The organism is Tolypothrix tenuis PCC 7101 (assembly GCF_963874875.1).
GTDB classification, from domain to species: Bacteria; Cyanobacteriota; Cyanobacteriia; order Cyanobacteriales; family Nostocaceae; genus Aulosira; species Aulosira tenue.
Window position 1 is genome coordinate 2,185,905 of sequence record NZ_CAWNJS010000001.1, and the last position, 22,808, is coordinate 2,208,712.

Annotated in this window: 19 protein-coding genes, 1 tRNA gene and 1 pseudogene; 12 read left to right on the forward strand and 9 right to left on the reverse strand. The window is 40.3% G+C overall.

Going from position 1 to position 22,808, the window contains the following annotated elements; all coding sequences use genetic code 11:
* Both AACU25_RS09005 and AACU25_RS09010 read left to right on the forward strand, forming a co-directional pair.
* Positions 1 to 252: a hypothetical protein gene (locus tag AACU25_RS09005; RefSeq protein ID WP_096574850.1), complete on the forward strand. Its 252-nt coding sequence runs from the start codon at positions 1 to 3 to the stop codon at positions 250 to 252.
* Positions 253 to 414: 162 nt separating this feature from the next.
* On the forward strand, positions 415 to 1,485 hold the full coding sequence (locus tag AACU25_RS09010) for a DUF6745 domain-containing protein (RefSeq protein WP_096574852.1): 1,071 nt from the start codon (positions 415 to 417) through the stop codon (positions 1,483 to 1,485).
* A gap of 88 nt (positions 1,486 to 1,573) precedes the next feature.
* On the opposite strand, the pseudogene AACU25_RS09015 reads toward AACU25_RS09010, so the two are convergent.
* The 7 genes and pseudogenes from AACU25_RS09015 to AACU25_RS09045 all read right to left on the reverse strand — a co-directional run bounded on the left by AACU25_RS09015 (position 1,574) and on the right by AACU25_RS09045 (position 9,444).
* Positions 1,574 to 2,195, reverse strand: a pseudogene (locus AACU25_RS09015) (Uma2 family endonuclease).
* A 159-nt stretch (positions 2,196 to 2,354) separates the two neighbouring features.
* Positions 2,355 to 3,410, reverse strand: coding sequence for a c-type cytochrome biogenesis protein CcsB (gene ccsB / locus AACU25_RS09020; protein WP_096574854.1), 1,056 nt, complete (start codon positions 3,408 to 3,410; stop codon positions 2,355 to 2,357).
* Between the two features lie 207 nt (positions 3,411 to 3,617).
* Positions 3,618 to 5,321: a DUF3352 domain-containing protein gene (locus AACU25_RS09025; protein ID WP_190445750.1), complete on the reverse strand. Its 1,704-nt coding sequence runs from the start codon at positions 5,319 to 5,321 to the stop codon at positions 3,618 to 3,620.
* Positions 5,322 to 5,796: 475 nt separating this feature from the next.
* Complete coding sequence (locus AACU25_RS09030) at positions 5,797 to 7,773, reverse strand: response regulator (RefSeq protein ID WP_096574856.1); 1,977 nt, start codon at positions 7,771 to 7,773, stop codon at positions 5,797 to 5,799.
* Between the two features lie 594 nt (positions 7,774 to 8,367).
* Complete coding sequence (locus tag AACU25_RS09035; RefSeq protein WP_096583612.1) at positions 8,368 to 8,988, reverse strand: chorismate lyase; 621 nt, start codon at positions 8,986 to 8,988, stop codon at positions 8,368 to 8,370.
* 13 nt (positions 8,989 to 9,001) lie between these two features.
* The gene (locus AACU25_RS09040) at positions 9,002 to 9,208 is read right to left on the reverse strand and encodes a hypothetical protein (RefSeq protein ID WP_096574858.1); all 207 of its coding nucleotides are present in this window, start codon (positions 9,206 to 9,208) and stop codon (positions 9,002 to 9,004) included.
* Between the two features lie 155 nt (positions 9,209 to 9,363).
* Positions 9,364 to 9,444, reverse strand: a tRNA-Leu gene (locus tag AACU25_RS09045).
* Positions 9,445 to 9,817: 373 nt separating this feature from the next.
* Between AACU25_RS09045 and accC the strand changes: the two genes are divergently transcribed.
* Positions 9,818 to 11,161, forward strand: coding sequence for an acetyl-CoA carboxylase biotin carboxylase subunit (accC, locus tag AACU25_RS09050; RefSeq protein ID WP_096574860.1), 1,344 nt, complete (start codon positions 9,818 to 9,820; stop codon positions 11,159 to 11,161).
* A gap of 107 nt (positions 11,162 to 11,268) precedes the next feature.
* On the opposite strand, the gene AACU25_RS09055 is transcribed toward accC, so the two are convergent.
* Positions 11,269 to 11,562: a YggT family protein gene (locus AACU25_RS09055; RefSeq protein WP_096574862.1), complete on the reverse strand. Its 294-nt coding sequence runs from the start codon at positions 11,560 to 11,562 to the stop codon at positions 11,269 to 11,271.
* Between the two features lie 257 nt (positions 11,563 to 11,819).
* Here AACU25_RS09055 and psbX point away from each other — a divergent pair, with 257 nt between their 5' ends.
* The 4 genes from psbX to AACU25_RS09075 all read left to right on the forward strand — a co-directional run bounded on the left by psbX (position 11,820) and on the right by AACU25_RS09075 (position 14,359).
* On the forward strand, positions 11,820 to 11,939 hold the full coding sequence (gene psbX / locus AACU25_RS09060) for a photosystem II reaction center X protein (RefSeq protein WP_045874392.1): 120 nt from the start codon (positions 11,820 to 11,822) through the stop codon (positions 11,937 to 11,939).
* 252 nt (positions 11,940 to 12,191) lie between these two features.
* Positions 12,192 to 13,103, forward strand: coding sequence for a Ycf66 family protein (locus AACU25_RS09065; protein WP_096574864.1), 912 nt, complete (start codon positions 12,192 to 12,194; stop codon positions 13,101 to 13,103).
* A gap of 29 nt (positions 13,104 to 13,132) precedes the next feature.
* Positions 13,133 to 13,699: a TolB family protein gene (locus AACU25_RS09070; RefSeq protein WP_096574866.1), complete on the forward strand. Its 567-nt coding sequence runs from the start codon at positions 13,133 to 13,135 to the stop codon at positions 13,697 to 13,699.
* A 135-nt stretch (positions 13,700 to 13,834) separates the two neighbouring features.
* Entirely contained in the window at positions 13,835 to 14,359 is a 525-nt protein-coding gene (locus AACU25_RS09075; protein ID WP_096574868.1) for a TolB family protein, read from the forward strand.
* 107 nt (positions 14,360 to 14,466) lie between these two features.
* Here the strand turns inward: AACU25_RS09075 and AACU25_RS09080 are convergent, their stop codons facing one another.
* A complete protein-coding gene (locus AACU25_RS09080) occupies positions 14,467 to 15,474 on the reverse strand; it encodes a succinate dehydrogenase/fumarate reductase iron-sulfur subunit (protein WP_096574870.1) in 1,008 nt (335 codons plus the stop codon).
* Positions 15,475 to 17,086: 1,612 nt separating this feature from the next.
* On the opposite strand from AACU25_RS09080, the gene AACU25_RS09085 reads away from it, so the two are divergent.
* From AACU25_RS09085 to rpmB, 5 genes are all read left to right on the forward strand, one after another.
* Complete coding sequence (locus tag AACU25_RS09085) at positions 17,087 to 17,533, forward strand: AbrB-like transcriptional regulator (protein ID WP_096583614.1); 447 nt, start codon at positions 17,087 to 17,089, stop codon at positions 17,531 to 17,533.
* Between the two features lie 394 nt (positions 17,534 to 17,927).
* On the forward strand, positions 17,928 to 18,806 hold the full coding sequence (locus AACU25_RS09090; protein WP_096574872.1) for a CPBP family glutamic-type intramembrane protease: 879 nt from the start codon (positions 17,928 to 17,930) through the stop codon (positions 18,804 to 18,806).
* A gap of 146 nt (positions 18,807 to 18,952) precedes the next feature.
* Entirely contained in the window at positions 18,953 to 19,600 is a 648-nt protein-coding gene (locus AACU25_RS09095; RefSeq protein WP_190445749.1) for a P-loop nucleotide/nucleoside kinase family protein, read from the forward strand.
* A gap of 321 nt (positions 19,601 to 19,921) precedes the next feature.
* A complete protein-coding gene (gene htpG, locus AACU25_RS09100; RefSeq protein ID WP_096574876.1) occupies positions 19,922 to 21,907 on the forward strand; it encodes a molecular chaperone HtpG in 1,986 nt (661 codons plus the stop codon).
* 129 nt (positions 21,908 to 22,036) lie between these two features.
* Positions 22,037 to 22,273 (forward strand): 50S ribosomal protein L28, encoded by a 237-nt coding sequence (rpmB, locus tag AACU25_RS09105; RefSeq protein WP_096574878.1) that lies wholly within the window; start codon positions 22,037 to 22,039, stop codon positions 22,271 to 22,273.
* Positions 22,274 to 22,808 lie beyond the last annotated feature (535 nt).

Consider the following 22,808-nt stretch of genomic DNA (forward strand, 5'->3'; position numbering starts at 1 on the left):
ATGACTAATTCACCATCAGAACAGTTTTTAAGTTTGGAAGAGTCCTCAAAAGTAGAAGCGGCTTTGTTATCTTCCTCGGAAAAATTTTTAACAAGATTGACAATTTCATCCCTGAAGCTTTTAAAGCATATTGCTCAAGAATATGGTGTTGCTATCGAAGATTTGACCACACCACAAGTCATTGCTTGGTTTGAAAAAGATAGCAAAATAAAGCGTGAGCAGGGAATTGAAGCTTCTTATTTAAAGTGGTAAAGTTGTGTTTTAATGCATTGATAAAAAATCTAAAACGCTTGTAGTTGCGCTTTAAAGCCATTTCGGATACTAAAATTGTTATTTCTGCACTCGTATATAAATAATATTAAATATTGATGTGCCTGTTGCCAAAATTGAACAGTCATGATTTTCTAGCTGAGAATGTCTAATCAAGAGATTAAAACACTAACTCCAGAGCAAGAAGCTTTAATTCCTGTTTATCAACAGAAGTGGAGAAAAATTGCGCTGTCAACTGAGAGAATTGATAGAGAAAAAGCATCTGAGGCAGTGAAGGCTGCTTATGATTTAATTGGTGAAGATGAGCCAGAGATTATTTTCTTTGATAGCCCTTACACTGCTGCTAAACACTTTTATTTTCAAGGCTCATATTCGGAATTAGATTATAGTGATCTTTTACCTCAAATCAGAGAAATTTTCATGTGTATCGTGTTTAACGATATCGGTAATGAGGATTTTAAAACAGATTTTGATACAGATCGTCAACTCTGGGAAATAATAAGCAATATAGAGGAAATTTCTGAACGAGAAATGCGAGAGCTAGAAATTGGAGATGACCTACCTTATGAATTTGAATCTGGTCACATGCAAACAGACAGTATCTGCTATGAATGTGGCTGGTCGGATTTTTGTATTTCAGAACTGGGATTTTATAAACATTCTACATGGGATATTTACCAAAATATTCTGAAAAATTGCGGACGAATTTATGCGTATAAAGAAGCTTGTTTAATTTGCGATCGCCCTACTAAACTATCCTTCAACAATCAAAACCGTCTCCACGCAGAAGGAGAACCAGCATTAGAGTATGTTGATGGTTTTAAAGTCTATGCTTATGAAGGTGTTAGACTACCTGAAAAATACGGTAAAGTATTTGCAAATCAATGGCAAGCAACATGGTTACTTGAAGAAGGTAACGCAGAACTCAGAAGAGTTTTGATTCAAGGTATTGGCTACAAACGCATTTGTGAAGAATTGGGTGCAATTGAGTTAGATAGTTGGCAAGAATACACTTTATTAAGAATTGATAATTACCAAGAAATAAATCGGCGTGGTTCTACATCTCTAGAATCTATGTGTTTATTAAAAATGATTTGTCCCAGTACAGGAAATATTCATATATTGCGCGTACCCCCGAATATAACATCCGCACGAGAGGCTATTAGTTGGGTAAATTGGGGTATAGACCCAGAAGATTTTTTGGTACAAACTTAAGTTAAAATAAAAAACATTGTTTGCTCCTACTCTTTTACCTCATTTACATGAAAAAAGCTATATATTTATTTTTATAAATAAACTGTAATTAAAGTTTTTGTATTTGACTTGCAGCTACAATTTGTTTGACAGTAATTTGTAATTCTGGGAAAGTGGCAGAGATAATGCGGTCATTACCTGTAAATTTTTGCGCTTGATATTGACCATCAATTAACTGATAAACAAACACCGTAGGAAGTTTAGGATTACCGAGATAAGCACGAGAAGCGATCGCTAAATAATCCACAATCCAATACTCAAGAATACCCAGACGCTGATACTCATCTAATTTATCAATATAATCATCATCCCAATTTAGTGGAAGTAACTTCTACAGCCAGTTGAATCGGCTCAATTAACGCCCCATAAGCTAGCACATTACTATTCCACTGTGATGCTTTAACTACAGCTACATCAGGATTTCTACCTTGTTCTTCTCCCGTACTAGAAAATGTCCTAACTACCACATCTTTATCAGCAATATAATCAAGCTCTAAGCGCCTAATTTCATCATTGAAACCAAGCATGAGAAATCTTGCTACATTCTTATGCGCCCTAATAGGTTCCACTTTGATAATCTGTCCATTTACCAGTTCATAGATACCAGAACCATCAGGATACTGTTCTAAAAAATCCTCAAAAGTTAATTTTTGAACTGGAATCTTAACCATATTTATTCACAGCTAAATATAATATTTTGGCTATTATACTGTGCGCTCTTTGGTTGTATTTCGTATCCTTCTGTTGCAAACATAATTATCAATTACGAATTACGTATGATGAATTTTTAATATCCCCTCCTCTGCTCACAGAGAAAGGGATAATTTTTGTTAGAAAAACCAACCATAAGAATGCAAACCTTTACCCAAAAGATTCACACCCAAATAGCAAACCCAAACCACAACAAAACCACTAGCAGCTAAAATCGCGGGACGACGACCTTGCCAACCGCGAGTAATTCTGGCGTGGAGGTAAGCGGCGAAAACTAACCAAGTAATTAACGCCCAAGTTTCTTTAGGGTCCCAACTCCAATAAGAACCCCAAGCTTCGTTAGCCCAAACTGCACCAGCAATAATACCAATTGTGAGTAAGGGAAATCCCAAACCAATGATGCGGTAGCTGATATTATCTAAAGTTTCTGCAAGGCTAAGACGTTGAGGTGATAAAGGTTCAGCAGATGTAACAGTTTGCGATTGCGGCGCAGTGACTAAATTTAAAACAGCAGTTTTACCGTTACCATTGCTATTACTTTCATAGCGAACAAAACCATTATTTTCTACAGCAGGTGTTTGTGGTTCAGAAACTAATTCACCTGCTTTGTGTAACTTATAGCCATTACTGCGATAGCCACCAGTGCCAACAGAACTGCCTTGTAGTTGGATATTGTGACCGCGAGTCACAATGAGAAAAGCGATCGCCAGCAATGAACCGACCATCAAAGCAGAATAACTCAACATCATCACACTGACGTGCATCATCAGCCAATTTGACTTCAGCGCAGGTACTAAAGGTTCTGACACCTGCATTTGCGATGGTAACGTCAAAGCCGCAAAAGCCGAGATTCCCATAGCCACAGGGGCAGTTACCACTCCTACTAAGCGGCTACGGCTTGAATTTTCGGCAATTAAATGAATAGTGGTAATTCCCCAAGTCAAGAAAAACAGCGATTCATACAAATTACTCAGTGGGAAATATCCACCTTCTATCCATCTTGCTCCTAATAAAGTAGCTATGCACAAATTAGCGATCGCCATTCCAGCTGTCCCCAAAGCGGCCATAGCTGGAAGATTTGGAAAAGCTGCCCCTGCCCAATACACCAGCATGGTGAGGAATAAGACAGCAAAGGAGGCATTGTCCAGCCAGTTCTGGAGTACAACCAGATTCATAAAGTGTTCTCCCCAGTGGATTCGTTAAAATTATTTTTTCTGACTGTTCTGATCCTATCTGCTTAGAGCGTATTGGGTCATAGGTTTTTCAAAAGTCAAAAGTTATGGGGCATGGGGCATTGGGTAATTGGTAATGGGTAATTGGAATTAAGAATTTCCCCCCTTCTCCCTGCCCCCTGCCCCTCTGCCTCCCCAATCCCCAATCCCCTACGAATGCTCCACCTTTTTGAGTGCAAAGAAAATATCATACCGACTACTGCGATTATCACTCACAGCAGTTGTCACACCAATGGAACGGGTTGCACCTAACCAAGTTTGTTGATTGGGAATTATATTTGGTAGCGGAAAATTTTTCGCTGCTTGTTCAACATCTAAGAAAAATTGCCCATTTGTTGGGTTCGGTTCTGTGGGTACAGTTTGTTGAAAAGGAATTGTACTAGCTAATGTATTTGTAGGTTTGGGAACGATTTTATCGGCAATGGGCGCACCGAAGATGAAAAACGCCACATCTCCATCTAACCAACCGTGGGTAGCGGTTAAGGTTCCATAAGGTGCAACCCAATTAGTCACAGGTTTACCTGCAACCGATGCAGGTTGAATTCTGAACTGATATTGAGTTTTCATCACGTCATCGAGCTGCTTTAGGGATGTTTCCGCCAAAGTGCGATCGCTTGCTTTGACCATGAACAGCAATCCAGCTCGAAAATCTGCTGTTGAACTATCTTTTGGGGTGTTGGGAATAACTGATAAAGAAAATTCACCCTTCATCCACCGCAGTAAATCCCGTTCTAAATCCATATTGATTAAAGATTTCACCCCACTTCGCAGTTGTTCTGGGGTAATTGGCGATAGGGGATTTCCTTGGGATGTTAAAGCGTAGTCTGCCCAGAAACGCTGTAAGTTACCACCAGAAAGCATCATTAAAGTTTCTGCTGGCACCATGCTTTGCATTCTACCTGCCTTATTTTCCACTGCCAGCACTCGCTGACTATTCGGGGTCAGCCAAGAAACTCCTTTTAAACGTATCCCTTGGGGCTCTAATTGAATTGTCCCTGCCAAACCTTGGTTATTTTGCAGCTGTGCTAAAACTTGCGCGGGTAACTGGCGATTTGGCGCAGATGCAGCTATCCTAGCAGCCGTTGGTACATTGACATAAAACTGAGCAAAAGGCTGATAACTAGCAATTTTAGGAAAATTATCGGCAAATCCGCCTGTTGTAGCTAAAGACGTTTTATTTTTGTAAGCATCAATAGCTCGTTCTGTAGCTTTGGGATCATCAGCGATTACCAAGTACCGCCCATCTAAGACTGTAGCGCAGAGGTTTCCACCCGTTTGTCCATCAGTTTGCTTGATGGGAAAACCTTGATATGTGCGGTCAATCCATTTACCTTGTTTTAAGCTTTTAGGTTGTGCCAAAAGGCTTTGAGCCTGTTCTGGGTTTTTTACAGGCAGAACCATTACCATTGACTGCTGACTGCTATTAGGTTCTGGGTTAGTAGAAACTGGCTTTGGTGGTGGTTGAGTAGCTTGGGGTGCGAGAATGGCGATCGTTACCTCATTGCCTACCCACGGCTGAATATCTTTCTGGAAGTCATAACCATTATTAGTCAGAAAGCGATCGCGCAACTTCACTAAATTTTTATCTATTTCTGCTTGGGTTTCTTTTGTCCCATACTGCCGCAATTGCTGCCATTGTTTAGGATCTGTGGTGAGAGAAACCGCAAACAGGGCATCTTGAGGAATAATAGTTGCACCTACTGGTAAATCTTTAGAAAATAATTGCCCCTGGGTTAATAGCCAGTATGCTGCACTCCCGCCACCAATTAACAACCCAGCAGCCGAAAGCGTCAGCACCAGAGACGGTTTCTTAATTTTTTTCTTCATCGCAACAGACACATTAGGCAGTACCATCGAAACCCATACCTCATACTTGCGAACTCATTACTTGATTTGCCAAGTAAATCAAAGGCTTAGACATTCTTTAGGGCAGCAAATTATCTTAATTTGTCCACCCTGAACATTTACCAGCCTTTGTTGATCAACTTTTCCCAGTATGTCAAAAGCACTGTTTTACTAGTTAGTTAGCTTTGCTAACACATTTTATTAACACACTTTAGTTGATTTTGCCGGACAATACCAAAGTCGCTCCGTTACCCCAAGCGTTATGAGGATATAACTAACTTGACACAGCTGCAAGTCAGTTGCTTCTACGGTGCCATCGCAGCGATCGCTGCGATTTACTAAGAAACTTCCGGAAAATAAATTATTCAATATACTCCGAGAATATTTTCTTTCTTCCCCCTGCACCCTGCACCCTGCCCCCCTGCCAACAAAGCGATAGTATATTTTTTTAGTAGAAAGTCCCCAATCACCAATCCCCAAGAAGCTATAAATTAGTCAGCAGCCGTACTTTTCTGCTCATAAACGTCAAGAAGCTTTCTTTTTGAGCAATAATTTCCGCTTTAACTTCCATTCCTGGTTGAATGGGATAAGAGCGATCGCCTTTTGTTAAATAAAGTTTTTCCGGTTCTATAGTCACCTCATAGTAAGGCGCAGTTGTAGCCATAGCATTATTTTGAGGTGTAATCGCATCGGCACTGATACTCCTCACAGCACCAGCTAAAATCCCATAATCTGGGTAAGGATAAGCGGAAATCCGCATTTGGACTTTACCTTCTTGGCAAGCTGTAACTGGTTGCACTTTACAGACTTTGACGTTACCAATATCTTCAACACTGACGTTAGCTTTAACAACCAAAGGAGCCTCAGAGGGAGCAACTTGTGCGATTACCTCTCCTGCACTCACTAACTGCTGAGGATTTCGCAATTCTAACTTCAAAATCGTACCTTTATCAGGAGAACGAATGATAGTTGCTTGCTGTTGCTTATCTATTTGTTTTAATTCTTTTTGACCGTTGTCAATGATATTTTTAATTTCGATTCTCAGCTGGAGCAGAGCATTTTTTTCTTGCTGCAAGCTTGCCAAACTTCCATCACCAGCAGAACGTTCTTGAGCAATTTTTGCTTCTACAACTGTTAACACAGCATTATTAGGATTAGTGGCGGCTACTGCTGGTTTGTATTTGCTAGTAGCTGCGGCTACACCCTGTTTTTGCCTTTCGATAACTTGCTTTTGAGCTTCTAATGCTGCTTTTTGCGATAATAAAGTTTGTTCCTGCTGTTCTAGTGTTAGTTGCACCTGTTCCAACTGATTCTGAGAAATTGATCCAGATTTAGCAAGACCGAGATAGTAATCGCGCTTCAGTTTAGCAGCTTTCCAGGCTGCTTCTGTCGCTTTCACATTCGCTTGCATTGATTTCAAATCAAATTCTGCTTTTTGTAATTCATTTTGAGCAATTTTAATATTTGCCTTAACTTCGTCTAGTTGACCGCTAGATGAAACTTGAGTTTGCTGATATTCTCTTTCTGTATGTTGCAACTCTGCCGTTGCACCTGCGATCGCCTTTTTATTTCGCTCTGTTTCTGCACTTATTTGCCTATCTACAGCACGAATTTGAGCATCCAATTGCATTAGTTGCATTTCATTCTGCTGGATATTCGCTAGAACTTGACTTTTTTTAATTAGTATTTCGCTATCATCAATAGTGGCAATAATATCTCCTTTATTTACTACCTGATTCTCGCTCACCAGAATTCTTCTCACAGTTCCTTCTGATGCTGATTGGACTAAGCTTATTTCTCCAACAGGACGAACATTCGCAGGTGCCTTGACAGTTACTTGATATTGAATAACTGCAGATAAAATAACTGCTGTGGCAACAGATCCAATTAAAAGCTTCCCTCCTACTTCTACCCAACGAGTTGTATGAGGTAAAACTGCGTCTGTTTGAATTACATCTAATAAAAGCGGAGTATCTTCTTGGAGTAGTGTTCCTGGCTTCGGCAATGCAGCACTTTTTTGAAAATCAAAAATCTCAGAACTAGATAGTTGCTGCTGAGGAATAATCTTATTAATTAAACCAGGCGCTAACTGAGTGTAGCCTTTCTCAACCAAGCGAATTGAATCTCTGAGTTCTTCTGGGGATGCATCTTTTAAGATATAACCACAGGCTCCAGCATTTAGAGATGCATTAATATATTGATGCTTGTCATAACCACTTAAGACCAAAATTTTCGTTTTCGGAAATCTTTCACTAATAATCTTTGTCGCATTAATACCATCCATCTCAGGCATTTCCATATCGATGAGCACGACATCTGGATGTAAGTTAGCGACTTTTAGAATTGCAGCTTTTCCATTCTCTGCAACTCCTACTACTTCTAAATCTGTTTCTTTTTCAATCAATGACCTTAAATATTCTCGAATAGTTTCTTGGTCATCTACTAGCAGAACTCTAATCATATATTTGTCTGTTTAAGAAATATTTTGCTAGCCAATATATAATTGTATTTTTTAAATTTTATATAAATATGAGACTTGCCAATCATCACATCAACATAGCAAAGCTTGACTCTAACTTTATAGTATTAGCCTTGTCTAAATATTTTTATTATCCTCTTGTAGGCAAAGTTTCTATCTAAGAAAGTATCATCTCAAATTTTATGTTCTACTTTTGGAACTTACTAGTAATTTATTTAAACATACAGCTAAGGCTTTTAAAAATAAAATTTAACTAACTTTTGACACACACTTTAGGGATAGTACAAGAGTGCTGGTAAATCAAATATCATGTGTTTAGCATCAAAAGCACATTATTCATTGTTATAAAATAGCTATTTTACATAGGAGTAATATTTGGAGATTAATTTACTCTTCAGCAAAATTTTAAATTTTACCAGTGTAGCTTGATATTAAACACCTGTAGATGAATTAGGCTCTTTACCAGGGGACTATTGAGATTTTTTCACTCTTATAGACATACCGAATCTGGTGAACTCTGCTTTCAGACTTCCCAGCAAAACTTTACAAGAAATCAAATTTAATTTGAGCTTTTTTCTAATCTCTAGAATTTAGCTGCATCGGGCCCAAATATTTAGTTAAATAAGGTGAAAAAACTTCGTAAATTAATGTTAAAGGCTGTCCGTGATGCCAAAACAGATAGTGACGACCCCAAAAAGGCCCATCCACCTCAAAACCAGACTCTAAAGCAGGTGAGTAACCATAGTAAATCCCTTGAACATCTCGATACAGCTCTGTACGGAGACGAGCTAAACTTGCCCAAATCGGTAAAGAACGGTTTTGTAAATACTCATCTACATGGCTGGCTTCCCACCAAGAAGTAGCATAAGCCAATCTCTGACCAGACGCAGTACGTAACCAAACCTGTCGCCGCAGCCTAGGGCCTGGTACAACTTGAATTAAATCGGGAGCTGCATCCGAGTCCATACCAATTAACGACATATCAATTACATCAACTTCCGTTGGCTCGCCTGTCAGTAACTCTAAATGGCGTGTAGGAGAGCCATCGCCTAAAAGCAGCAATTGCCAAGTTGGTGCTAGCTGAGAGTGGGGCAAACTTTTCCTAATTACTTCCTCTCCACCTTGCCAAATTGGATTCAGGCGATGCCATGCTGCTGGCAGTGTTAAGTTGTTTGTCGGACTAAAAGTTGCAGTCAATGTTCTTTGTTCTTTACAAAAGTTCACCTATTTCTATGAAAGCATAAAAAACTAGTACCACTACAAAGCTAATACCAATTTGAGAAAAGAATGTGACAGATTTTATGGGCAAGGCGTTGCCTTGCTCTCCAAATGATTGATCTGTCGCAAACATTATTTGAATTGGTTTAATTTTCAGTGATTTTTGAACAGTTTGAAATTTCAGATTGATTTTAGCCACATTGTATTAGTATTTCACCCAGGAACCTTTATTTCTCCCGTAGCCCCTAGCCATTTCCCCTTACTCCAGATTTCGCTTCTATAGTTAAAGGTCAACAGCCTCAAGTTTTTTACCCTTGACTATTGACCTTTAACTTTTTACTATCCACTAAAAAATGCGGATGGCGAGACTCGAACTCGCAAGGCAAAGCCACACGCACCTCAAGCGTGCGCGTATACCAATTCCGCCACATCCGCACGGTTTTTATCACTGAAAATAGAATATAGCATAAATTTTCTGCTAGTGGATACTAGACTGACAGAAATATAGTCACTTCCCGAGAGATATTAAAAGGGGTATGCCAACGTGGGGTACAAAGTACGCTTGTACAAACCTAATTCGGGTAAATGCAGCAGGAGACTAACAATAGAAATATTGTTAATCTAGTTAAACCCCCGTAGGCATTCTCAGCCAAATCCTAGCCTTTGGGAGACTACCCAAGGGCTGATAGACTCTTCTTGGAGGAGGTTGGGGAATCTCCTGTCATAATTTGAAATAAGGCGGAAAGCATTGTTGCAAGTTGAATGGGAGAGAATGTCAATCTACTGGTACTGATCTCGAAACTAGAAAATGAAGTTTGACAAAATATTAATTGCCAATCGGGGAGAAATCGCCCTTCGCATTCTCCGCGCCTGTGAAGAAATGGGAATTGCGACAGTTGCGGTTCACTCCACTGTTGATCGTAACGCTTTACATGTCCAACTTGCCGATGAAGCGGTTTGCATTGGCGAACCCGCCAGCAGTAAAAGTTATTTGAATATCCCCAATATTATTGCTGCCGCCTTAACACGTAATGCCAGCGCCATTCATCCTGGATATGGCTTTTTAGCAGAAAATGCTCGGTTTGCAGAAATTTGTGCCGACCATCATATTGCTTTTATTGGCCCAACTCCTGAAGCGATACGCTTAATGGGCGATAAATCTACTGCTAAGGAAACGATGTACAAAGCTGGGGTACCTACAGTACCTGGTAGCGATGGCTTAGTCGAATCTGAGCAAGAAGGATTAGCACTTGCCAAAGACATTGGCTATCCAGTCATGATTAAAGCCACAGCCGGTGGCGGTGGCCGGGGTATGCGTTTAGTACGTTCTGAAAGCGAATTCGTTAAACTTTTCTTGGCTGCTCAAGGTGAAGCGGGTGCAGCTTTTGGTAATTCTGGCGTTTATATAGAAAAATTTATTGAGCGTCCACGCCACATTGAGTTTCAAATTTTGGCGGATAATTATGGCAACGTTATCCACTTAGGCGAACGGGATTGCTCGATTCAACGCCGAAATCAAAAGCTTTTAGAAGAAGCCCCTAGCCCCGCACTCGATTCCGACCTGCGAGATAAAATGGGTCAGGCTGCCGTGAAAGCTGCCCAGTTTATTAACTATACCGGGGCTGGTACTATCGAATTTCTTTTGGATAGATCCGGTAAATTCTACTTTATGGAAATGAACACCCGGATTCAGGTGGAACATCCTGTAACAGAGATGATTACTGGAGTAGACTTAGTTGTCGAACAAATCCGGATTGCTCAAGGCGAAAGGCTGAGGCTGACACAAGACCAAGTAGTGTTAAAGGGTCATGCAATTGAATGCCGAATTAATGCCGAAGATCCTGACCACGACTTCCGCCCTTCACCTGGACGTATTAGCGGCTATCTTCCCCCCGGTGGCCCTGGTGTACGGATTGATTCCCATGTTTACACCGATTACCAAATTCCCCCCTACTACGACTCGCTAATTGGCAAGTTAATTGTTTGGGGGCCAGATCGTCCCACTGCCATTACCCGCATGAAACGGGCATTACGGGAATGTGCTATCACCGGATTGCCTACTACTATTGGGTTTCATCAAAGAATTATGGAAACTCCACAGTTCTTGCAGGGTAATGTTTACACTAATTTCGTGCAGGAGTTAAACGGATAAGGGATTGGGGACTGGGGACTAGGGACTGGGGAAGAGGAGGATGAGGGGGAAAAGGGAATAATTCTTAACTCAGCACTCAGTCCTCTCAATGCCCAATGCCCCATGCCCTAACTTACATGAGACATCATGGTCAGTAATCCTTGCTGACCAAGCAGAATTTCTCGTAGCAAACTGCAAATCCCAACCCAAATAATAGGTGTAATATCTACTCCACCGATGGGTGGGACTAGTTTTCGCAACAAAGCTAAAAAAGGTTCAGTGGGCCAAGCTATGAGATTAGTAGGGAACCGATTTAGATCCACTTGCGGATACCAAGTGAGAATGATGCGAAAAATGAACAAAAATATCATCAATCCCAATAAAGGGTTGAGAATCCAAGTAGTTAGGTTAACAACAGTCATTAGTTTGAAGTACTATCTGTGAACGCAGAAACAATCTAGGCAAGATTGCAAAAATTTTAAGCTTTGTAAACCACTCTCTATAATTTTAACCAAATGCTGTTACCTGCTCTTAGAGATGGAAAAGCAAATATCCAGCAGCCCTTAACTTAATTATTTATCAGGCCGTTGTCCTTTTGTGGCTGATGATTGTGAGGCTTCTCAAGGAAGTAATACACTATTAGAATTATGATGAAGTGTGTAAAAAAAGGTTGAGAACTATGACACCTGCTTTAGCAAATTTTCTTTGGAGTCTGTTGTGGGGTACTCTAATTGTCGTTATCCCTGCGACAGTTGGTTTGATTTTCATTAGCCAAAAAGATAAAATCCAACGTTCATAATCTTGGCGGGGGTCAGCTTGACTCTCATAAACCTTTGTCTGTTGGCTATTTACCTGATTGCACCAAGAGCAGCAATTCCTCTTAACAAAGGACAAGGTATACTTAGCTGACAGACAAAAATTTTTTAGCTTTCGGTGGATAGCTTCAAAGCTTCTTTACCAGTGGCTTTGAAGCTTAAATATATTGTGCTTGATTAGAGTAGTGATTTTAATTGTGACTCGCTAACATAGATTTGATATTGGAAAAATAGCAATGATAAATTTTGGGCTGAACTCAGCCAGTATTCTGGCTCAGGTAAATTTTGGGACAAACTCAGCCAGTATTTTGGGAATTTTCCTGGCTGTGGCTGGGGCAGCACTGTATTTTCTACGGACTGTGCGTCCCGAACTGTCACGAGATCAAGATATCTTTTTTGCAGCGGTAGGCTTACTTTGTGGCTTTATTTTAATCTTCCAGGGTTGGCGATTAGACCCAATTTTGCAATTTGGTCAGCTACTTTTAGTGGGTACAACTGTATTTTTTGCCGTAGAAAGTATTCGCTTACGTAGTATTGCTACCCAGCAAGCCAAGCGCAATACTCCCATTGTGGATGAAGAGCGCGAGGTGAGCAATAAATATTCCTATGAAAAGCGGCGACGGGGATATCAAGCTGAAGTGGATGATGATTTAGATCCCTTGCCTTATGAGGAAGAGGAACGCCCCGTACGACCCCGAATTCGTGCTAGCAGAGACGATCGCTCTTCCCGTGATGATTATTATGCAGATCAATCTCCCCGTCGTTCAGAACGTCCCAGCAGTAGTAATGAAAGACCGGACTCAGGCGAAAGAAACCGTCGCCGCAGCTCCGGACGTTCTGGGAGCCGTCCTTCCGACAGATTGGATGAAGAAAGTTGGGGTTCTGCTTCTAGAGAAGTTGATGATTGGGATAGTTCGGGAAGTGAAGTTAGAAAACCTTCTCGCCGTGGTAATAACACGCCACAGCGTCCCGAAATTCGTGATGAAGATGTCACCCCCAGACCAAGGAAACGCCGTCCAGTTAATGATTCACCAGCTCGCAGAGAGCGTGAAGATGATGAGGCCATACCAACTGATTATGTAGAATACAAACCAATTGGAAGAACAGATGATGATTCTGATAATTCGACCAATTTTGATGATATCTAAAATAGTCAGGGCGATGGAAAATAGTTGAGGTGAAAAAATTTACACCGGGATTTTGGCTCCAACGACCGATTCATTGGAGCCTAGTTTTTAGCTTGGCAAGTGTGCTTGTCTCTTGTAGTTCTAGTGATATTCCGCTTGGGCCTACTTCCCTCAACAGTCGTTCTACAGAGGAGCAACCGACTTTGAGTGGAAATGGGCGCTTTTTAGCGTTTGTATCCAATCGTAACGGTAGTCATCAAATTTTAATTTACGACTTACAGAATCAAAGTTTTATTCGCACCCCAGGCTTAAACCGACCGGAAACCATTGCCGAAAGTCCTAGCTTGAGCTACACAGGGCGCTACATTGTATACCTAACTAGCGATCAAGGCAGACCAGTAGTAGCGCTTTACGATCGCGCTACTCAACAATCACAAATCCTCACACCAGTCTATCGCGGCTGGGTGAGAAAACCAGGGATCAGCCCAGATGGGCGTTATGTGGTATTTGAAACTGCTAGCCGTGGTCAGTGGGACGTTGAAGTCTTAGACCGGGGGCCAAATATTGAATTAGATATTCCCAATGGTGCAACAGTTGCACCGCCTAATTCTCAATAGGGTAAGGCTAGAAAAAGCGATCGCAGACTCTTTACGCTTCAAAATAAGTCTGTAATTTTTTGACTAGCTTCTTTAAAATCATCAAGGGGATTCAAGAATATTTTTTGGCTAGCCCCAGCCGCACAATTAAATATTATGAAACGCTCTATTTTTATATCGGTATTTGCTTGCTCCAGTCTATTGACTGGTTGTTTTGGCTACCCACGCCTTTTGAGTTATCCGTTTGATCCTGGGGGTCGCAGTCTCAACAGTTTAGCCTCAGAATTAAATCCTCAAATTGCTGGCAGATATATTGTGTTTACTTCTGACAGAAGGGGAAGTCAAGATGTTTACTTATTTGATCGGATAACTGGCAATTTAGTAGATTTACCAGGTTTAAATTCTTTAGATACAATTGCTTCTCATCCCAGCGTTTCTGAGGATGGCCGTTATGTAGTTTTTGGGGCCAGTCGTCAAGGGCGATCGGCTATTGTACTTTACGACAGGGAAACACGCCAATTGCGGAATTTAACGACAAATCTGCAAGCAGAAGTCCGCAATCCCACAATTAGCGCTGATGGTACTAGGATTGCTTTTGAATCTAGTAATAATGGGCAGTGGGATATTTTAGTCTATGACCGTTTTGGACAGCCGCTCAATATACCTCAAGATCCACGGTAAGTAACTGTTAGGGGTGTCCTTAGTCATTTGTCATTGGGTAATTGGTAATTGGTAATTGGAATTAACAATTTCCCCCTGCTCCCTGCTCCCTGCCCCCCTGCTTTTTCCTAATCCCTAGCCCCTACCTCCTCTTGCACAGATTCAATGAGCGATCGCACTTGTTGGGTACCTTCGGAAGATTCAAAGGAAAGGGGGAATTTACCTCTAGCAATCATCCGTAAACCGAGGGGTGCTAAACTGAGCAATCCTCGTAAATCGCGAAAATAATTACCTACGACTTGTATACCAAATTGACGTTCATCAATCCAGCCACCTGCTTTTACTAAGTCAATTAAGACTTTGCGGTGGCGAATTGAACGGCTAGCATCGGCTTGTTTACGAGCAAGTATTTCTTGTTTAATTTTAGTGATTTGCTCTAATGGTGCTACTTCCATCGGGCAAACTGCATCACAATACAAACAACGGGTACAACCCCACACTCCTTTAGTACCTTCGTTGTAATTTTCTAAGCGAGTTTCGGTTGTTTGGTCGCGTGAGTCTGCGACCATGCGATAAGCTTTGGCTAGGGCATGGGGGCCAACAAAATCAGGATTTACTTCACGAGCATTGCATTCTGAGTAGCAAGCTCCACACATAATACAATTACCTGTTTGATCGAGAAGCGATCGCTCTTGTGGCGTTTGCAAAAATTCTCTTTCTGGAACTTGTCTGGCTGCGGTACTCACATAGGGAGTTACTGCTTCTAAGTTATTCCAAAAACTGCCCATATCCACCACTAAATCCTTAATCACAGGCATATTACCAAGTGGTGCGATCGTGATTTCTGGAATTGCATTTGCTTCCCTTCCTGGGGATGGAATTTTTGCTAATCTAGCTATTTCGCTGCCAACATTTTCCTTACAAGCTAAAGCAGAACGGCCATTGATTCGCATAGCGCAACTACCACAAATCGTATTGCGACAATTTTTGCGGAATGCTAAAGTTCCATCTTGTTCCCACTTAATGCGATTGAGACAATCCAAGATTGTATTGCCAGGTTCTACCTCTAACAGGTAAGTTTTTACAACAGGGGAGGAATTTTGTTCTTGTCGAATGACCTTAAATAGAATTTCCATTATTACCAACCAAAATTTTGAAATTATCTACCTGCCTGAAAACTCATCACTACAGGCTGATTACTCTAAAAAACGAGCTATACTCTTTTGGCTCTTTATTCCAGGCTAGCTGTTAATAGACTGATGATTGAAAACTTAATAATTCTAGTACACAGCCGCAAAATAGAGTACCACCCAAAAACTACTCTTAAGCTACATGATGTAAAGTTTTTGGAAGTTGAATTTCGTAAAAAGTTTTGATAATGAGCCACTATCTTGGGTAAGCTTCCCAGATTTTTACTAACGTTGCTAACTCTGCTTGACCTAGCAGACTTTTCCAGATAAATTTAAAATTCCGCGTAGTAGTAGTTTCAGGATTAGCATTAAAATTTTAGCCTTTGACGCACAGCGGGCTACATTTGTGTCCGACTCTTGACCTAACATCAAAAAACGTAATTGCTACTTTACATTTAATTGACCTGTTAGGCAGTATAGGTAAAAAATGATTAGCCAGATCAGGACACATGGAAGTTGGCTCGAGAGGAAAAATAGATAAATTAAATCTACCTTAGGGTAGCACTACATCCTGATGTTCACAGCATCAACTCCTAGCTGGGAGAATACCTCAAATGCTTCTAAAATGGCACCTTTTGTTTATATAGAAGTGTTAAAGCGCTAATGAAGTCAAGTACTGGCAATAATGCACTAGACAGATGTACAAAAATTAATTCTTCCCACAGATAGACCTAGAGAATCCTCTATCTGCTTTTTATCTGTTGGCTATCAATGGGACGAAAATCCTCAGGGATTTTTTACTCGTCTCAATCCAGCAAATCTTAGATTTAACTCAGTTGTCAAATCTGGCAGTCTAAATTAGAGGAATTTTGATAAAAGCACCATAGCAATACTCACCACTGCTATCAAACCCTAGAAAAATCATCATCGTTTTTTACTTCCCCAAGCTAGTACATTTAAATAAAAGTTTACCAGTTAAATTTAATTCAAAATAAAACAACTATTTTGTTATTATTAGTCCATGCTAGTATTTAATATAAAATTACAGAAGTAACAAACCCAGTATTAATAGCCGTACAAGCGCGGCTACTGCTGCTTTGTTGATTTTGTAATGTAGAGACATGAAAATTCACGTCTCTACTAGCAGGACTAAAGGGTGTAGGCCTGTATGACCATATTCAAATCCCATGCTGTTCAAAGCTCTAGAGTAGTAGTAGGATAAACCTTCTAACTCAAAAGTAAGAAAGACCAGCATTGAAAGTGGAAAACCTGCAATTTCTTGATCTACGACTTATTGGTCGTAGGACTCACATAATTTGTAAAGGTGGCTGAAAGTTAAGCCGCTAAAGTAGCGCCAAAAGAAAAAATAATTTCATTTTCCTTGGCGAATCATGGTTAAAACTGACGTAAAATCACCGAAATTAATACCTGTGATTACCATGAAACCTCATCTGTTGTGGATAACCATAATAGAGGCGCTATAGCTTCCCCCTATAAGCAGGAATGTACCCTCACCTTAAGGGTCAACAGTTGCTCTGTGCAGATGCTAAAAAGCTAAATGCTGGCACAAGACAATATCGTTTATCAGTTTGGAGAAAGTAAGGAAACTTTGAGCATAATGACTGAAACTGCAACCGCACCATTAACCGGAAAAGCATTGCTTGCTAAAGTAAAAGAGCTTTCCAATTTACCACGTCGAGAAAGAGCAAAGCAGTGCGGCTACTACACTGTTACTAAGAATAATCAGGTTCGTGTAAATCTCACTGATTTTTATGATGCTTTGCTATCGGCTAGAGGAATTCCACTCAGCCCAGAAGCACCCAAAGATGGACGAGGCCGCGAACCGACATACCGTGTTAGCGTTCATCAAAATGGTCAGATTGTGATTGGTGCGACATACACCAAAGCAATGGGTTTAAAGCCAGGCGATGAATTTGAAATTAGATTGGGTTACAAGCACATTCACTTGATTCAACTTGGTGAAAGTGACAAAAAATTAACCCAGGATGATTTGGATGTTGATGACTTAGATGAAGAAGATTTAGAAGACGAAGACGAAGAATAAGCGGTGCTAATGATAGAGGTAGGTTGAAAGTAAATACTGGATAACTTATCTCTACAACTACAGCCGCGAGTTGGCTGTAGTTTGACCGTTTAATTTTAGATTTTAAATTTTGGAAATTAGAATTTAAAATTTGCTTCCAAAGTTGAATTATGGTATAAGCAAACGTACTTATACACGCTTGGTGAGTAGTAAGCTAAGTGCAACCAATCTAAAATTGCTCATCGCTTCGTCTAGCCCAATATCGATGGTATGGGGCCAATCTAAAATCTAAAAATCAAAATTGATTGACAATTCTGTCATCGATAAAAATACGATTTGACCTCTTGCATAAGTCACTAACTTTAGTAGAGTCTTGAATAATCACCAAGAAATCTATTGTTGCAAAAAGTTAGTCGTGTTTTTCGTGCCTATTTTAATCACATTGATAACGCCATCAGCCGACAAACTACTGGCATTTTTCCAAAATGCACCAGTAGGATTTGTAGTGATGGCTTTTTTTATTGCTTGGGTAGGGTGTTGGTTACCCATAGCAGCAGTAATTGCGATCGCCCTCAAATGGCAACCTCAAAAAGCTTTACAGCCAGAACAAAAGTTGCCCTTATTAATACCTCTTTATCTATTAGCCCCGTTAATTATCTGGGGAATGAGTTCACTGGGATTGCGATCGCTCTTTGATTATGGCTTGGTTGCTAATATTTCAATTTTCAGCTCTTTACTTTTAGGCTTTACCTTAGGAGTGATGAGCTTAACTATTGTATTTATCGGTCAATTTTGGTTGGGTTGGTGTCAATGGCAAGAATCAAATTTCCAATTGATTTTACCCAACTTGCTACCAATTTTGTTGATAGCGTTATTAGTTGGTGCCATAGAAGAGTTAGTTTTTCGAGGCTTCCTTTTAACTGAATTAGCAAGAGAATACCCAATTTGGCTAGCAGCGATCATTTCTAGCTTAATTTTTGCCCTACTGCACTTAGTCTGGGAACAAAGAGAAACCATACCCCAACTCCCTGGATTGTGGCTGATGGGAATGGTACTAGTCTTTGCCAGATTTGCCGATCGCGGTAATTTGGGTATAGCTTGGGGACTTCACGCCGGATGGGTATGGGCGATCGCGACTATAGACACAGCAGGATTAATTACTTACACAGATAAAGTATCGGAATGGTTGACTGGTAAGAATAAAAAACCACTAGCTGGTTTAGCCGGAATTATTTGTGTGTTGCTAGCTGGGGGAGTTCTATGGTTTTTTCCTAACATAGCTAGAATTAACTAAAAAATTCTCACATTTCCTCATTGAACAAATTTAGTCAACCCAGTAATCCCACCCCAATTTTAGGGAACACTAACTCCAGAGAAACCACAGATTTAGTCTGGTGCAGATGTGTTTCCTGAAAATAATTATCCGCGTTGTACGAAAGTATGATCATTGAGTTATACGGATTACCGGGTACTGGGAAATCGACTATTGCAAATAAATTAGAATCCCTGCTACGGGGGAGAGTTATCCGAATTGAGAGACGGAAAGACTTTATCTGTTTTAATTTACTTTCGTTCCTCCGACATCCTATAAAATTTTTTAACCGGACAGTACGGGCATTTTATGAAAGTGGTAACAAAAGCCTACTGTACTATAAATTCATCAAAGTATTTCTCTATCGCAATGCCGTAGTTGAGAAAGCAAAGAGATATCCGGTGGCGATTGTGGATGAAGGCCATTTGGGCAATATTCTGTCGGCATTTGAACAGCCGATTTCTAAAGAAATGTTAATTAAGGAATTAAAAAATCTGGAAATTCCTGATATTGTCGTGCATTTTACCTTACCGGAAGAAGAGCGCCAAATCAGGCTGAAAAATCGCGGATTTGTTCCACGGGACAGCGAATCAGAAGGCTATCATCGACGTTGGATCAAAGCTATGCTTGCCAATGACCAATTGTTAGCCATGCTTCTACCTACTTTGCCAATACAATATATTCATGTGGAGCAGCACATGACTGTAGATGAATTGTACATTCTACTCAAAGAAAAGCTTCAAGCAGTGGAAAATCCCAGCAATAACCACCTTTAATAGCCTGGGTACAGACTAATTAGCTTAATACCTCGTCTAAAAACGGGATTTGTCAATAATTTTGGTAAATTATTTTGAGGTTTTAACCTCAAATCTTTTTGATACTGAGAATCAATTTACTTTAGCAGAGTAGGGAAATCCGAATCACCCTTAGACGGCAAACAATGCTTTACATTGCAAGCGATCGCCTCAAAAATGCCTTTAAAATCCTAAATGATATTTATGCCCTTCTACTGTCTTGGGATTTTTTCATACAAGCATTACGCTAGGGTGTATTTACAATAGCGATCATTCTCTTACTTCCATTGAAGATTACCAATTATGCTAGAACAAGGCACTATCAGTATTCATACCGAGAATATTTTCCCGATTATTAAGAAGTCTCTCTACTCAGATCACCAAATCTTCTTGCGGGAACTAGTATCTAACGCTGTAGATGCCATTCAAAAACTTAAGATGGTATCCCGTGCGGGAGAATATACCGGAGATATTGGCGAACCAGAAATTGAAATTGCCATAGATAAAAATAACAAGACTATCTCAATCTCCGATAACGGTATCGGAATGACTGCAGAGGAAGTCAAGAAATATATCAACCAAGTTGCTTTCTCTAGTGCTGAAGAATTTATTCACAAATATCAAGGTAAATCAGACCAACCAATTATCGGTCACTTCGGTCTTGGCTTTTATTCTTCCTTCATGGTGGCGCAAAAAGTCGAAATTGATACCCTCTCCTACCAAGAAGGCGCGCAAGCAGTACATTGGTCTTGTGATGGTTCACCAGAATTTACTTTAGAAGAATCATCCCGGACAACTCGCGGTACTACCATCACCCTAACTCTGCAGGCTGAAGAAGAAGAATATGTAGAGTCAGCACGCATTAAGACTCTTGTTAAGACATATTGCGACTTCATGCCAGTGCCAATCAAATTGGAAGGTGAAGTTTTAAATCAGCAAAAAGCACCTTGGCGAGAATCTCCCAATAATCTGAGCAAGGAAGATTATCTAGAATTTTACCGATATCTCTATCCTTTTCAAGAAGAACCTCTGCTGTGGGTACATTTAAATACAGACTATCCCTTCATTATTAATGGAATTCTGTATTTCCCCAAAATGAGACCTGATGTGGATGTAACTAAGGGACAAATTAAGCTATTTTGCAATCAAGTTTTTGTCAGCGACAACTGCGAAGAAATTATTCCCCAATTCTTAATGCCCATGCGGGGTGTAATTGATAGTACTGATATTCCTTTAAACGTATCACGTAGCGCCCTACAAGGCGATCGCACTGTTCGCAAAATTGGTGACTACATTGCTAAAAAAGTAGGCGATCGCTTAAAAGAACTTTACCGCGATAACCGCGAACAATACATCAGTGCATGGAAAGACCTCGGCACTTTTGTGAAGTTTGGTGTGCTCAATGATGATAAATTCAAAAAGCAAGTCGAAGACATCATTATCTTCCGCACCACCGCTAAACTTGCTACAAAACCTGCGTCAACTCCGGCAGTTGAAGTCCAGTCCCAAGAAGGAGACGTTTGGCAAGATGTTACTTCTCCCTCTCCTAGCACTCAGGACTCAGAACTCAGCACTCCCTATGCCACTCTGAAAGAATACTTAGAACGCAACAAAGAACGTCACGAAAACAAAGTTTTTTACTGCACTGATGAAGCATCACAAGCTACCTACGTAGAATTACATAAAAATCAGGGCTTAGAAGTCCTATTTATGGACTCCTTCATCGATACCCACTTCATCAACTTCCTAGAACGGGAATATAACGATGTAAAATTCACACGGGTAGACTCAGACTTAGATAATACCCTGTTGGATGATAAATCTGGGGAAATTGTAGATCCCACAACCAACAAAACTAAAAGTGAAGTCATCAAAGAATTATTTGAAAAAGCCCTCAACAAACCCAAAGTCAATATCCGCACAGAAGCGTTGAAATCGGATAATCCTCAGGGAACTCCACCTGCAATGGTACTACTACCAGAAATTCTCCGTCGTCTGCGAGAAATGAACGCGATGATGCAGCAACAAACTACAGAGTTTCCCGAAGACCATATTTTAGTGGTTAATACTGCTCATCCCCTGATTCAAAATCTGGCTAATCTCAGTCAAGGTAGTATTATCCAAGGAGATGGTTTATCCCCAACAGCGCAATTAGTGAACATGATTTGCCAGCATGTCTACGATTTAGCGTTAATGTCTCAGAAAGGCTTTGATGGTGAAGGAATGAAATCCTTTGTTGAGCGCTCAAATGAGGTGTTAACCAAGCTGACAGAACAAGTCAATCATTAAATCATCACAATTGTTGTAGGATGCGTTAGGAACTTAACGCATCCAATATTTGGGGTGTTACCCATGATCTACGCCAAAGCTCATACAATAGAAAGGTTGTCTTGAAATAGTAGTTTGGAGATAGTTACTATGTCTCGTCGCTGTGAATTAACTGGTAAGAAGGCCAATAATGCCTTTTCCGTGTCCCACTCCCATCGCCGTACCAAGCGCCTTCAACATGCAAATTTGCAAAACAAGCGTGTTTGGTGGCCTAGTGGAAATCGTTGGGTGAAACTGAAGCTTTCTACCAAAGCAATCAAAACCTTAGAAACCAAAGGTTTGGAAGCAATGGCCAAAGAAGCTGGGATTAACTTGAATCATTACTAATACCGATTTCCAGAAATAGCGCTACAAGTTTAAGTAAACACTGCCATCAACAGGGATTAAGAATATTAACTGTAGGTTGGAGAGCCATTTCACTCAACGGGGGGAATACTCGTTGAGTGACTTAGCGTTTGAGGTACCTAGTACATCTGTAAAGATTTCTGATTGAAAATCCCTAATTCCTAAGTTTTGTCTGAACTGAAAAATATTGACGCTGTCGCCTCCTCACTTTGGGGAGGCTTTACATTACTTAATATTATTTGATGCGTGACTGATAGATTTCTTTTATCTTGTGGGTATTATAAGTTTACTTTGTTAACAGTAACTTCATAAAGTTTCTTGCCCATGAAGTAGATTTCTATAAAGTTTAAGTGAAATTACACTGTTATTTTCTCTCATTTGCAACAAATTAAGAATTTAGGAAAGATCAGTATTTTCCTGATAAAACCGTCAACCTTAAGCGTGATATAAATCGGACAAACTAGTTTTTGCTGATTGTGCTGATTTTTAGTTCTTTTGAGACCTGATACACAGATTC